Origin of the sequence: Pandoraea sp. ISTKB, assembly GCF_001721285.1 — a bacterium.
Taxonomy (GTDB): domain Bacteria; phylum Pseudomonadota; class Gammaproteobacteria; order Burkholderiales; family Burkholderiaceae; genus Pandoraea; species Pandoraea capi.
The window spans coordinates 98,189-111,872 of sequence record NZ_MAOS01000061.1 but is presented as its reverse complement, the minus strand read 5'-3'; the positions used below and the strand labels follow the sequence as shown (position 1 = coordinate 111,872).

Genomic DNA, 13,684 nt, shown 5'->3' with positions numbered 1-13,684 from the left:
GACCGGGCGAGCTAAGCCTGGCGGGGTATTTTGCAAACTTTTGATTATACGGGAAATCGATCTTTCCACGGCGTTGTGCCGCCAACCGCAGTGCGAAACGGTGCTGGTCATGCGCGAACCGACGGACGTAGACTCTCGCTCACAAGTTCCGCAATGCAAAACGATGTTCCGCATTTTGGCGTGGACCGTCCGTCAAACAACAAGAATCAAGGAGAGAGCGAACGATGGGTGCGCTGAGTCATATCCGGGTACTGGACCTCTCAAGGGTGCTGGCCGGACCGTGGGCGACGCAGAATCTGGCCGATCTGGGCGCAGACGTCATCAAGGTCGAGCGCCCTGGCGCCGGCGACGACACACGCCGCTGGGGTCCGCCCTACCAACGCGACGCCGAAGGCCGCGACACCACAGAGGCCGCGTACTACCTCGCGGCCAACCGTAACAAGCGCTCCCTTACGCTGGACATATCCCGCTCCGAAGGTCAGGCCATCGTGCGTTCGCTCGCGGCGCAAAGCGACGTCGTCGTCGAGAACTACAAGGTCGGTCAACTGGCGAAGTACGGTCTCGATTACGCCTCGCTCAAGGCCGTCAAACCCGATCTCGTCTACTGCTCCGTCACCGGCTTCGGCCAGACCGGCCCGCACGCGTCGCGCGCCGGTTACGACTTCATCGTGCAAGGCATCGGCGGCTTCATGAGCATTACCGGCGAGCGCGACGGGCTGCCCGGTGGCGGCCCGCAGAAGGCCGGAGTCGCTATCGCCGACCTCATGACCGGCATGTACGCCACCATCGCCATCATGGCCGCCCTCACCCATCGCGACCGCACGGGCGTGGGCCAGTACATCGACATGGCGTTGCTCGATACGCAGGTCGCGATGCTCGCGAACATGAACACCAACTACCTCGCCAGCGAGAAGGCGCCGGTGCGCTGGGGCAACGCGCATCCGAACATCGTCCCGTATCAGACGTTTCAGACGGGCGATGACGGCTGGATCATCGTCGCCGTGGGTAACGACGGGCAGTTCCGCAAATTTGTGGAAGCCGGCGGCGAGCCTGCGCTGGCGGACGACGAACGCTTCGCCACCAATCCGTCGCGCGTGCGCCATCGCGAGGTGCTCGTGCCGATCCTCGCGCAAATGGTGCGCAAGTTCGGCAAGGACGAATGGATCGACAAGCTGGAAGTCGCAGGCGTGCCGTGCGGGCCGATCAACACGCTGCCGGAAGTCTTCGCACACCCGCAAGTGCTCGCGCGCGAGATGGCGATCGAGTTGCCGCATCCGTCCGGGGGAGTCGCGCGTCTGGTGGCCAGTCCCATGAAGATGAGCGAGACGCCGCCGGTGGCACACAGCGCGCCGCCGACGCTCGGTCAGCACAGCGACGACATTCTGCGCGAGCGTCTGGGGCTGGACGACGCACAGATCGCCGGACTGCGCGACAGCGGCATCGTCTGACACGGTCTGACACGCAACACGCACCGATGGAAAAAGGGGCCTGCCGCGAATCGATTCGCGACAAGCCCCCTCTCCTCAAAAACCGGCGTCACCCACGTTCCACGCCGATCCTGTCGTAACGCGCCCCCGTACCCGTCGGTTCGGGCCACGCCTCCTGAGCATCTGCTAACCACCTGCCGGCGATCCCGTCATCAGACGACGAGTCGCACGACGCCTCCCTACGCCGCACTACTCGTAACGCTGCCCTTGCGCCAGCAACTCCGCTGTTCCGATCACGTCGTTCAATCCATCGAAGTCGAGCATGCGATCGCGCCACGCCGCTGTCGTGCCTTGAGCATGCAGATTGGCGTAGTAGCCCTGCAAGGTGTGGGCGACTGCACGCGCCGTCCCGCCGGGGAAGATGACGATGCGAAAGCCGATATCGGCCAGCACCTGCGCGCTCTGTACGGGTGTCTTGCCGCCCTCCACCATGTTCGCCAGCAACGGCACCCGGGCAGCGAAGCGTTCGCACGCGGCGGCCATCTGCTCCGTGGTGCGCAAGGCTTCGATGAAAAGCGCGTCTGCGCCCGCTTCCAGATACTGCTCCGCGCGATCGAGCGCGGCGTCGAGCCCTTCGACGGCCACCGCATCGGTACGCGCGAGAATGAGCGTGCTTCTGTCATGACGCGCGTCGACCGCCGCCCGCACCTTACCGGTCATCTCTTGCGCGCTCACGACGCTCTTGCCGTCGAGATGCCCGCAGCGTTTCGGAAACGTCTGATCCTCAAGCTGGATCATCGCCGCGCCCGCGCGCTCGAATCCCCGCACGGTGCGCCCGACGTTGAGGGCATTACCGAACCCGGTATCCGCGTCGACGATGACGGGCACGTCGACTCGCTCGGCAATACGCGCGAGCGTGTCTTCCACTTCGGTGTATGTCGTCAGACCAATGTCGGAGCGGCCCAGTCGCGTATAGGCGATCGACGCGCCCGAGAGGTACAGCGCCTCGAAGCCCGATTGCGCGGCAATCAGCGCGGACAGTGCATCGTAGACACCCGGCGCCAGCAGCACGCCGTGGTCCAGCCGTTGTTTGAGAGACGACGATGTCGTCATGCGGAAATCTCCTGTTGTGGGAACGCGTCGCCGAGCGTGTCGACGATGGTGTTTGCCGCGAGGTAGCCGCCCGCGACGGCCGAGAGCAGGCCGTTGCCGGACAGGTAACCCCAGACGGCATTGCCCGACACCCCGCGAGCGGCGCCGCCAGCGGCGAGCAGATTCGGAAACGGTGAGCCGTCCGGGCGCAGCACACGGCAACGCGCATCGATATCCAGCCCGCCTTGTGTGTGGAACAGCGCGCCGGTGACTTTCACCGCGTAATACGGGGCGGTGAGCGCGCGCATGAAACGGCGGCCGTCTGCTGGCGTGCCGTCCGGCGCCACGCTGAGCAGCGTCTCGCGCAGCACGTCGGCATCGCACCCGATGGTGGACGCCAGCGCCTCGGCGTCGGCGCAAGTCCGTAGCGCACCCGCCGCTTCCGCCGCCTGAAAGTCAGGGAAGGTGCGCGCCAGTGCCAGCGTCTGCGCATCGAAAACATTCCACGCGACACCGTCGGGCTGCGCCAGCACATGCACTGCCGCTTCGGAATAGCCGTGCGTCTCGTCGTGAAAGCGCTTGCCCAGCCGGTTGATCTGCACCCCGCCATCCATGATGACGGCCCACGAAATCAGCACGCCGTGCGGGCTCGCCCACGAGCCGTGCCCCTGATAGCCCCCGAGATCGGCCGATGCAGCACCAAGCTCGCGTCCCCAGAGCAGCGCACTCCCGTCGTTACCTTCATGGCCGCCGTAGACAGCTTCCGCCATCTCCGGCAGCCACGCGCGCCGCAGTTCGGCATTGCCGCCGAAACCATTGCAGGCGAGCAGCAGCATGTCGCAGGCCAGATACTCCATCGCGCCGTCGGGCCTCACCCCGCCCACCGCCTGCACGCGGCCTGCGTCGTCGAGCCATAGCTCACGCACGAGCGTGCGCGTGAGGATCGCCGCGTCAGTCGCCTGCACGGCGCGTTCGAGCGCGGCCATCAGTGCCGCCCCGGTGCGCTCGGGCAAGCTGTGCATGCGTCGCACGCTGTGCCCCGGATACAGAAAGCCGTCGAGAATTTCGAAATGCAGTCCATGGCGTGCGAGCATGTCCATCGCCGCGCCCGATGCACTGGCGTACGCGTCGACCAGATGCGACGCCGCCGTGCCCCCGGCCTTGCGCTGGATATCGTCGGCGAACCGCGCCGGACTGTCGTCGATCCCCGCAGCACGCTGGACCTGCGAGCCGGTTGCGGGAATGAAGCCGGACGACAAGGCCGTGGAGCCGCTCGGCACGCCGTCGCGCTCAAGCAGCACGCAGTCGATGCCCGCGTCCTGCAACACCAGCGCGGTACTCAGACCGCAAGCCCCCGCCCCGACGATGACCACGCTTACTTGCGGCAGATCGTCGATCGGGGGACGGCCGTAACGAACGACGGGCACGACGGGAGCGACCGCTGCGCTCGATGCGCTAGATGTCTCCGGCGCACTCATACCGCGATCCGTCCGGCAAACGCCTCGCACGTCACGATCTCGCCCACGGTGCGCAAGTCCGCCAGTGCCGCATCGTGCGCGGCGGGCGTGGGGGCCGCACAGCCGTCCGAGAGCACGAGCACGCGGTAGTCACGCATGTGTGCGTCGCGCGCAGTGCTCGCAACGCCGCCATTCGTCACGATGCCGCACACCGCGACCGTTTCGATCCCCGCGCGGCGCAATACCCAATCGAGTTGCGTGTTGAAGAACGCCGAGTACGCGACCTTCCACACCGACACATCCACATGCTCGGCGAGCGATGCCACCGTGGCGTGACCGGGCGAGCCCGCCACGAAGTCGCCACGTCGCAGGAACGGTCGTAGCTGTTTCAGATGGGGCGAGATCATCGGCTCGCCCTGTGCATCGGGCCAGAGCGTGAACTGGCTCGCCGCCACGTAGCCGCCCGCCGCCTTGAGCGACCGGGCCAGCGGTGCGATACGGGCGGGCAACGCCTGCGCCTGCGGTGTCGCCGCGCTGCCCCGGTCGTACGCACCACCGGGGGTAATGAAGTCGTTTTGCAGGTCGACGATGACGAGCGCGGTGCGCGCCGCGTCAAGCCCGGGTGTCTCACTCATGGCATCACTCCTGTCGGTGCACTCATGCGTCGCGCGTGATGAGCAGGTTGCCCAGCGCATCGACACGGCCAGTGAAGCCCGGCTCCAGCCAGATCGTCGTATCGGACTGTTCGAGGATCGCCGGACCGACGACCGTCGCGCCGACCGGCAGATCCAGACGCGGATAGCGCGCGGCATCCCACCATTGCCCCGCGTGATAGACCCGTTGCGTGCCGGGCGACGCCGGCATCTCATGCGCCTGCGGCGCCAGCACACCGAGGTCGAACTTCGGGCGTACGCCGATGCGGGCGTAGCGCAGATTCATGATGCGCACGGCAATGCCGTCGAGCGTGCGGCCGAACGCCTCGCGATAGGCGGCTTCGAACGCGCGTGCGATGCCTTCGCGGCTCAGCGCATCGCGCGCCACCGGCACACGCACCGTGTGGCTCTGCCCCACGTAGAGCATGTCCAGCTCGATGACTTCGCGCACGGCATCGAAACGCACGCCGGCGGAATCCAGACGCTGCTGGCACGCCACCTGCAAGCCATCGACACGTGCCACCAGGTCGTCGGTGTCGAGCGCGGCGAGCGGCTGGTTGAGCGTCTGCACGCTGTCATGACGCATGTCGGCAATCACGCAGCCCAGCGCCGAGGTCACGCCCGGATAGCGCGGCACGATGCCGGTCGTAGTGCCGACTTCGCGCATCATCGCGCACACATGCAACGCGCCGCCGCCGCCGAACGGCATGTAGGCGAACTGACGCGGATCGTGCCCGCGCTCGATGGACACCACGCGAATCGCGCCTGCCATCTTGGCGTTGGCAACCGTAAGAATGGCCTCGGCGGCAGCATAGACGTCCAGCCCCAGCGGCTGTGCCACATGCTTGTCGATGGCCTGCGCGGCCAGTTCGCTATCGAGTTTGCCGAGCAGACCGCCGCCCAGCGGGCGATCGGCCGCAATGCGACCGAGCAGCACGTTGGCGTCGGTCACGCTCGGACGCGTGTTGCCGCGTCCATAGCAGGCAGGCCCCGGAATGCTGCCCGCCGACTCCGGGCCGACCTGAAGCAGACCGCCTGCATCCACCGACGCGATCGACCCGCCGCCTGCACCGATCGTCTCGATCTGAATCATCGGCGAGCGCACCACCATGCCGAACTCGATGGACGTCTGCGCCGAGAGCGACGCTTCGCCGCCCGCCACCAGCGACACATCGAACGACGTACCGCCCATGTCGCCCGTCACCACGTTGGGGAATCCCGCCGCGCGAGCGATGGCCGCGCAGGCGATGACGCCGGCCGCCGGGCCGGAGAGCGCCGTGCGCACCGGCACGTCGCTTGCCGTCTTACGCGACATGATGCCGCCGTTGCTCTGCACGACCAGCAGTTCGCCGCCGAAGCCCTGCGCCTGCAAATCGCTCGCCAGACGCGTGAGATAGCTGCCCACCACCGGTTGCAGCGAAGCGTTGAGGGTCGCCGTCGAGCAACGCTCGAACTCGCGGATCTCGGGCAACACTTCGGTCGCCGCCGTCACGTTGCCGTTGGGCCACAGCGCGCGCACGGCCGCCACGGCGAGACGCTCGTTTTCCGGGTTGGCATAAGCGTTCACGAAGAACACGCAAACGGCCTCGCATCCCGCTTCAAGCAACGCGCGTGCCGCAGCTTCGACCTGCGCGATATCGACGGCCGTATGGATCGTGCCGTCAGCGAGCACGCGTTCGTCCACTTCGAGACGTAGATCGCGCGGCACGATGGGCGCGAAGTTGCCGCGCAGCCCCCACGTGGCCGGGCGGTCGCGCCGACGCATTTCCAGCACGTCGCGAAACCCCGTCGTCGTGATGATGCCGGTACGCGCGACTTTACGTTCGAGCAGTGCGTTGGTGCCGACGGTCGTGCCATGCACGATGGTCGCGATGGCGGCGGCCCCGCCGCGCCCTTCGGACTCGACCCGTTCAATGCCGTTCATGAAACCCCGGGCCTCTTCGCCACGCGTGGAGGGCACCTTCACGATGCGGGCGACACCCGCAGCCTCGTCGAGCACGAACAGATCGGTGAAGGTCCCGCCGACGTCGACGCCGACGACCAGCGAGGGGTTCGTGTTGGGTGCTGCGCTCATGCCTGTTGCTCCTTCGTTGCCTTGGCGGCGGGACACTGCCCGCTCGCGCCCGGCGTCGTCACATATCCCATGGCGCGATCATGGGCGCGCGCCTGTTCGTCTCGCCGGGCCGGGTCGCCGTATCCGCCACCGCCCGGCGTCTCCAGCCGCACCCGCTCGCCCCGGGCAAGCTTGATGCCCAGCATCTTCGAGCGCATCGGGGGCGTGTGCCATTGCCCGTCGTTCTGATACTGGAAGACGTTCGGCACCGAGGCTTCGCCACCGGCGATGCCTTGCGGAGCCGAGCGTCCGCGTTCACCGAACACGAACGCCTCGGCGCTGTCTTCGAGCAGTTCGATTTCGTAGATGGCCCCGAGTCCGCCACGGTGCTCACCGTCGCCCGCCGAGTCCGGCCGCAGCGCCCACTGCGTGAAGCGCACCGGATACGCGGCTTCGAGAATCTCGACCGGCGGAATGGTGGCCGTCGAAATCGGCGCGTTGCCGTGTGAGAGGCCGTCGCCGTCGATATGTCCGCCGTGCCCGCCGCCGAAGAAGCTGAACATCACCCAGCGCTGGCCCTTGCGAGCCGGATCGGTGCGATACCCGGCAATCGACAGCGCATTGATCGTGCCGTACGCCTGCGCCATCGCTCGCTCGGGGGCGGCTTGCGCCATGGCGCAGAAGATTACGTCGATCATGCGCAGAATGGTTTCCGTGTAGCCCCCCACCGGGCGCGGACGCTGCGCCGAGATCAGCAACCCGTCGGGCAGTTCGAAACGCACGGCATCGAGCACGCCCGCATTGGCGGGCACGTCCGGGAACAGGTGCTTGAGCGCGACGTAACACGCGGCAATCGCCGTCGCACGCGAGATGTTCACCGGTCCCATGCAGGCAGGCGACGTGCCGGTGAAATCGAGCGTCAGCGTGTCGCCCTCCACCCGCATGCGCAGCGCAATGGTCAGCGCTTCGTCGCGCACACCGTCGTTGTCGAGCGTGTCGCTGTAGCGATACTCGCCGTCGGGCAGCGCCGCCACGTGAGCGCGCATGAGCTTGACGGCACGCTCGCGCAGTTGCCCCAGCGCCTCGTGCACCGTGACGTCGCCGTACTCGTCGAGCAGATCGGCCAGACGCCGCCCACCCAGCTCCAACGCGGCGAGCTGTCCGTTCAGATCGCCCCACAGGCTATCCGGCAAGCGCGTGTTCGCCTTGAGGATGGCGAGCACGTCGGCATCGAGTTCGCCCCGGCGCACGATACGCACGGGCGGAATCTGAACCGCCTCCTGCCAGCATTCGGTCGCCGCCGGGTTGTAATTCCCGGGCACCGCGCCGCCGACATCGTGCCAGTGCGCGGCCGACGCCAGAAAGCAGAACAGCTTGCCGTCGCGAAACACCGGTCGCACGAGCTTGAAGTCATTGGCGTGCGTGCCGCCGTCGTACGGGTCGTTGAAGAGCCAGACATCGCCTTCGACCATGCCGCCACGCTCGGCGGCCGTGCGCGCGGCCGCCTGGACGGCAAACGCCATGGCGCCGACGAACACCGGCAGGCCCGACTTGCCTTGCACGAGCGTCGCGCCGGTCGCCGCATCGTAGATGCCGTGGCAGGCGTCGTGCGCCTCGGCAATGATCGGGTTGAAGGCACTTCGGTAAAGCGTCGCGTCCATTTCGTCGGCGATCTGCTCCAGCCGGCCCTTGAGGACCGCCAGGGTGACGGGATCTAGCATGAAGTAACTCCGTTAGGTGTCGCGTGAGATGTCGAACTGCGCTGCTTGAGGAGATTGAGCAGACCGCCTGCATCGACCATGTCGAGCAGGAAGCCCGGCACGCTCTCGCAGGTCAGACGGCTGCCGTCGGCGCGTTCGATAACGCCTTCGCGCGGCGCGAGCCGCAGCGTTTCGCCCTCGGCAATGCCCGGCGCGTCGGCGCAGGTAAGCAGCAACAGCCCCACGTTGAAGGCGTTGCGGAAATACAGTCCGTTGAACGACGGCGCAATGACGGCGCGCACGCCCAGGTGCACGAGCGCCGCAGCGGCCTGCTCGCGAGACGACCCGATGCCGAAGTTCGGCCCGGCCACGAGCACATCGCCCGGACGCACCGTCGAGGCGAATTCGGGACGCACACGATGCAGGCAATGGCGAGCGATTTCGTCGATACCGAACTTCATGTACGCGCCCGGCGCGAGCGCGTCGGTATCGATGTCGGCGCCCACGACCCAGGCGCGGTGCCCGGGTGCAGACGATTCAAGGGAAGACGTTGGCAATGTCATGAGAGGCGTTGTCAGTACGGGATCAGACGAGGACATCGCGCGGATCGGCAATGCGCCCGGTGAGCGCGGCGGCCGCCACGGCGTATGGCGAACCGAGATAGACCTGCGCCGTCTCCGCGCCCATGCGTCCCTTGAAATTGCGTGCGGTGCTCGACATCACGGTCGCCCCTTCCGGGATCGAGCCGCCATAGCCGGCACACGCGCCACAGGTATTCGCGAGCACCTGCGCGCCCGCCGCGACCAGCACGTCCATCACGCCCTCGCGTGCCGCTTGCGCCTGATCGCGCGCCGATGCCGGCGCAACGACGAAGCGCATGCCGTCGGCCACGCGCCGGTCCTTGAGCACGCGTGCTGCCGCGCGCAAGTCTTCGAGCTTGGCCCCCGTGCAGGCGCCGAGATAGGCGACGTCGACCGCAACGTCGGCGAAGGCGCCAATGTCCGACGTGTTCGACGGGCTATGCGGCGCGGCGACTTGCGGGGCGAGCGTGCCGGCGTCGAAGGTGTGCACTTCGGCCGGTGCGTCGGCGTCACTCTGCCAGCGATCGACGTCGATCGGCGCCGTGACGCCGACCGAACGCAGGTAGTCGAGCGTGGTGGCGTCCGGCGAGACGAGCCCGACTTGCGAGCCCAGTTCGGCACTCATGTTCGACAGCGTCATGCGCTCCTGCATGGAAAGCGCTCGCACAGCCTCGCCGCAGAACTCGATGGCCTGATAGCGTCCACCGTTCATGCCGAAACGGCCGATCATGTGCAGGATCATGTCCTTGGCGGTCACGCCGTCCGTGAGGCGTCCGTCCCAGCGCATCTGGATGGTCGAGGGCACCTTGACCCAGATCTCGCCCGAGACCGCTACGCCGAGCATTTCGGTGCTGCCGATACCGAACATGTACGCACCGAACGCGCCGCCGGTCGGCGAATGCGAATCGCCACCCACACAGAACATGCCCGGGCGCAGATGCCCGTGCTCCGGCACCACCACATGGCAAATGCCGACCGAGTCATAGACGTTGGGCAGCGCCTGCGCTTGCGCCCAGTCACGGGCAATACGTACGATGCGACGCGACTCGTCGTCCGATTCGGGCACGTAGTGATCGATGACCAGCACGACCTTCGACTTGTCCCACAGCGTGGCGCCGAGCGATTCGAGCATCGGTTGCAGACGGCGCGGACCGCTGGAATCGTGAAACATCGCGAGATCGACCTTGCAGGTCACGATCTCGCCGACCGCCACTTCGGCGCGCCCGCATGCGGCGGCCAGCAGCTTTTGCGTCAGAGTTTGAGCCACGGTAATTCCCTTACATTCCGAGATAGGCACGGCGCAGCTCGCGGCTCGCGAGCAGTTCCGCGCAGGTGCCGCTGTGGCGGATCGAGCCGTTCTCGAGCACGTAGCCGCGCTGACCGGTTTCGAGCGACTGGCCCACGTTTTGCTCGACGAGCAGAATCGACAGGCCATCGCGCTGAAGTCGCGCAATCAGCGAGAACAGCTCTTCGACCATGAGCGGCGAGAGACCGAGCGACGGTTCGTCGAGAATCAGCAGACGGGGCTCGGCCATCAGGCCACGCGCGATGGCGAGCATCTGCTGTTCGCCGCCGGACATCGTGCCGGCAGGCTGCGCGATGCGCTCACGCAGGCGCGGGAACAGATCGAGCATTCGCTCCAGACTTTGCTCGCGTTGCGCGCGACCCCGGGCGAAAGCGCCGAGCGACAGGTTTTCCAGCACGCTCAGGTTCGGGAAAACGCGGCGACCTTCTGGCACCTGAATCAACCCGGCCTTGACCACTTCCCGGTAATGCCGTCCGGTGAGGTCGTGACCGTCGAAACGCACCTTGCCTGCCCAGACCGGATTGATACCGGAGAGTGTGTTGTTCAACGTGGACTTGCCCGCGCCGTTGCTGCCGAGCATCACCACGATCTCGCCTTCGTCGACACTCAGATCGACACCGCGCAGCACCTCCACGCGGCCGTAACCGGTGCGCAGGCCTTCGACTTCGAGCAGGTGACTCATCGTGCCCCTCCCTGCTCAGGCGCCTGCGCCGCCTCAGTGGATTGCGCCGCCAGACGCGCCGCCGTACCGTGTCCCAGATAGGCTTCGACGACCGCAGGATCCGACGTCACTTCCCGAGGCGTGCCCGCCGCGATCAACTTCCCTTGTGCGAGCACCCAGACGTGTTCGGCAAGGCTCATCACGGCGCGCATCACGTGTTCGATCATCAGCACGGTGACGCCGCTCGCGGCTATCTCGCGCACCACGGGAATCATCTCGTCGATCTCGCTCGGATTGAGTCCGGCGAGGACTTCATCGAGCAACAACAATCGCGGACGTGTCGCTAACGCGCGCGCGAGTTCCAGGCGCTTGCGGCCGCACACGGTCAGATCGGCAGCGGGCTTGTCGAGCTGCGCCTGCAAGTTGGTGCGCAGTGCGATCTCCTCGGCCTGACGCAATGCCTGGCGTCGACCGGGTTCATGCAGATGCGCGCCGACGGCGATGTTCTCCCGTACGGTCTGCGCGCCGAACGGCTGCACGATCTGGAACGTACGCGCGAGGCCCTGACGTGCCGTCACAAAGGGCGCCTGCCCCGTGATGTCGCGCCCCTGAAACTCGACGCGGCCGGCCGTCGGCACGAGAAAGCCGGAGAGCAGACCGAACAGCGTCGTCTTGCCTGCGCCGTTCGGTCCCACGAGTGCCGTGAGCGTGCCCGGCCGGATGCTCAGGCTGACGTCCTGCACGGCTTTCAGGCCGCCAAAGGTGATGGACAGACCATCGGCTTTCAACAAGGCGTCAGACACCGGCCTTCTCCTCGCCGGCATTCGCGGCATTTGCAACATTGGCGGTATGAGGGGCGTTAGCGTCCGTGGCACGGAACGTGGCGCTTGCGCCAGTCCCGGCGCGGTCCATGCCCAGCATGCGGCGCACCGATGCGCCAGCGCCCGTCATGCCCCGCGGCAGGAACATCACGATCAGCGTGAGCACCACGCCATAGATCACCATCGACAGGCCGGGCAATTCGCCGAACAGGTTGCGGGTGAATTCACCCAGCGTGTAAAGCGCAGCCGCACCGAGCACCGGTCCCCACAGCGTGCCCAGCCCGCCGACGATGGCGCCAACGAGCGCTTCGACCGAAATCGTCGAGCCGAACGCGATGCCGGCATCGATGTACTGGAACATCTGCACGTAGCACACGCCGGCCGCGCTCATGAAGGCGCCCGACAAAGCGATCGCACCGAGCTTCACGCGCAGCGGATTCACGCCGACGGCACGCGCCGCGTTCTCGTTATCGCGCACGGCCTGTAACCACGCCCCGAAGCGCGAGTGCCGCAGCCACGCCGTGACCAGCAACGCCCCCATCACGAATGCGAGCAGCACGAACGCATAGCCGCGCGGCGACGCGAACTGCAAATTGCCCACGCTCTGGCGCAACGGCACCATCAGCCCGACCCCTGCGCCGGTGAAGGGCAGCGACACCGCGAGAATGCGGAACACTTCCGCGAAGGCCAGCGTCACCAGCGCAAAGTACGAACCCTTGAGGCCGTAGCGGAACGTCACTGCGCCGATGATTACCGCCACAAGCGTGCCCATCGCCAGCGCGAACGGCATGGCCACCCATGGGTTCCATCCCCACTGCAATTGCGCAATCGCCTGCGCGTAAGCCCCCACGCCGAAGAACAGTGCGTGGCCGAACGACAGTTGCCCGCCGAAGCCGCCCAGCATGTTCCACGACTGCGAGAGCAGCACGGTATAGAGCGTCATCATCAGGAACGACAGCCACACGCCCGATTGCAGCGTGACGAGTAATGCCGCGACAACGACACCGAACAACACAATCCACCGAAGATCCCTCATCGTTTGCTCCTGCTCATCCTTTTAGGCACGTGCACCGAACAGCCCCTGCGGACGCAGCAGCACGACGATGATGAAAATGGCGAAGATGCCGATCTGTCCCAGTGAATCGCCCAGCCACAGGCCGCAAAGCGACTCCACCACGCCGATCAGCAGTCCGCCGACGAGCGCACCGGCGAAACTGCCCATGCCGCCCAGCACCACGATCGTGAACGCGACGAGCACGAAGCCCCCGCCCACTTGCGGGTTGACGTAGTAGGTCGGCAGCAGAAAGCAGGCGGCAGCGCCCACGCATGCCATACCGATGCCGAACGAGATCGCGTAGACCCGTTCGACGTCGATGCCCATGAGCTTCGCGCCATGCTTTTCCTTCGCGACGGCCCGAATCGCGCGGCCGAGGTCGGTCGAGCGCACGATCCAGAACAGAATCGCCGCTGCCGCCAGCGCGCCGCCGAAGGCGATCAGCTTCGGCACGGCGAGCATGACCGGACCGATGTCGACGGTCGCAAGGGTGTACGGCGTGTCGATGGTGTGCGTATCGGACTTGAACCACACGAGCGCGAGGTTCTCCAGCACGATGGCCAGCCCTAACGTGACGAGCAGAATGTTCTCGTCCTTGCCGTGGCTCGCACGTTCGATCACCACGCGTTGCAATGCATAGCCGAGGGCGAACATGCCCAGCGTGACGAACGGCAACGCCACATAGGGATCGATGCCGAGCTTCTCCCTGAGCAGCCACACGGCGTACAGCGCCACCATCAACGCCGCGCCGTGTGCGAAGTTGATGATGTGCAGCACGCCGTAGACGAGCGTAAGACCGAGCGCGATGAGGGCATAGACCGCGCCCGTCGTCAGCCCGTTGAGCAGGGCCGACAGCAGAATGACCGGGTCGAGCATCAC

12 protein-coding genes are annotated in these 13,684 nt (G+C 66.5%); 1 reads left to right on the top strand and 11 read right to left on the bottom strand.

Features of this window, described 5'->3' with window-relative positions; all coding sequences use genetic code 11:
* The first annotated feature begins 224 nt into the window (after positions 1-224).
* Positions 225-1,448: a CaiB/BaiF CoA-transferase family protein gene (locus tag A9762_RS22250; RefSeq protein WP_069344162.1), complete on the top strand. Its 1,224-nt coding sequence runs from the start codon at positions 225-227 to the stop codon at positions 1,446-1,448.
* Between the two features lie 228 nt (positions 1,449-1,676).
* Here the strand turns inward: A9762_RS22250 and A9762_RS22245 are convergent, their stop codons facing one another.
* From A9762_RS22245 to A9762_RS22195, 11 genes are read right to left on the bottom strand one after another with little or no spacing between them, the layout of a single operon-like run.
* Positions 1,677-2,540, bottom strand: coding sequence for an oxaloacetate decarboxylase (locus A9762_RS22245; protein WP_069344161.1), 864 nt, complete (start codon positions 2,538-2,540; stop codon positions 1,677-1,679).
* Positions 2,537-3,997 carry an FAD-dependent oxidoreductase gene (locus tag A9762_RS22240; protein WP_083254188.1) on the bottom strand — a complete coding sequence of 487 codons (1,461 nt, stop codon included), beginning with the start codon at positions 3,995-3,997 and terminating at the stop codon, positions 2,537-2,539. The genes A9762_RS22245 and A9762_RS22240 overlap by 4 nt, the downstream gene beginning before the upstream one ends.
* Positions 3,994-4,611, bottom strand: a complete 618-nt coding sequence (locus A9762_RS22235; protein ID WP_069344160.1) for a cysteine hydrolase family protein — start codon at positions 4,609-4,611, stop codon at positions 3,994-3,996. The genes A9762_RS22240 and A9762_RS22235 overlap by 4 nt, the downstream gene beginning before the upstream one ends.
* Positions 4,612-4,633: 22 nt before the next feature.
* A complete protein-coding gene (locus tag A9762_RS22230; RefSeq protein WP_069344159.1) occupies positions 4,634-6,703 on the bottom strand; it encodes a hydantoinase/oxoprolinase family protein in 2,070 nt (689 codons plus the stop codon).
* A complete protein-coding gene (locus A9762_RS22225; protein ID WP_069344158.1) occupies positions 6,700-8,403 on the bottom strand; it encodes a hydantoinase B/oxoprolinase family protein in 1,704 nt (567 codons plus the stop codon). Before A9762_RS22225 ends, A9762_RS22230 begins: the two co-directional genes overlap by 4 nt.
* Positions 8,397-8,945, bottom strand: a complete 549-nt coding sequence (locus tag A9762_RS22220; RefSeq protein WP_069344157.1) for a 3-isopropylmalate dehydratase — start codon at positions 8,943-8,945, stop codon at positions 8,397-8,399. The genes A9762_RS22225 and A9762_RS22220 overlap by 7 nt, the downstream gene beginning before the upstream one ends.
* Positions 8,946-8,967: 22 nt before the next feature.
* Entirely contained in the window at positions 8,968-10,236 is a 1,269-nt protein-coding gene (locus A9762_RS22215; RefSeq protein ID WP_069344245.1) for a 3-isopropylmalate dehydratase large subunit, read from the bottom strand.
* A gap of 4 nt (positions 10,237-10,240) precedes the next feature.
* On the bottom strand, positions 10,241-10,951 hold the full coding sequence (locus tag A9762_RS22210; RefSeq protein ID WP_069344156.1) for an ABC transporter ATP-binding protein: 711 nt from the start codon (positions 10,949-10,951) through the stop codon (positions 10,241-10,243).
* Positions 10,948-11,733, bottom strand: a complete 786-nt coding sequence (locus tag A9762_RS22205; RefSeq protein ID WP_069344155.1) for an ABC transporter ATP-binding protein — start codon at positions 11,731-11,733, stop codon at positions 10,948-10,950. The genes A9762_RS22210 and A9762_RS22205 overlap by 4 nt, the downstream gene beginning before the upstream one ends.
* Entirely contained in the window at positions 11,726-12,787 is a 1,062-nt protein-coding gene (locus A9762_RS22200; RefSeq protein ID WP_083254187.1) for a branched-chain amino acid ABC transporter permease, read from the bottom strand. The genes A9762_RS22205 and A9762_RS22200 overlap by 8 nt, the downstream gene beginning before the upstream one ends.
* Positions 12,788-12,808: 21 nt before the next feature.
* The gene (locus A9762_RS22195; RefSeq protein ID WP_069344154.1) at positions 12,809-13,681 is read right to left on the bottom strand and encodes a branched-chain amino acid ABC transporter permease; all 873 of its coding nucleotides are present in this window, start codon (positions 13,679-13,681) and stop codon (positions 12,809-12,811) included.
* Positions 13,682-13,684: the final 3 nt, after the last annotated feature.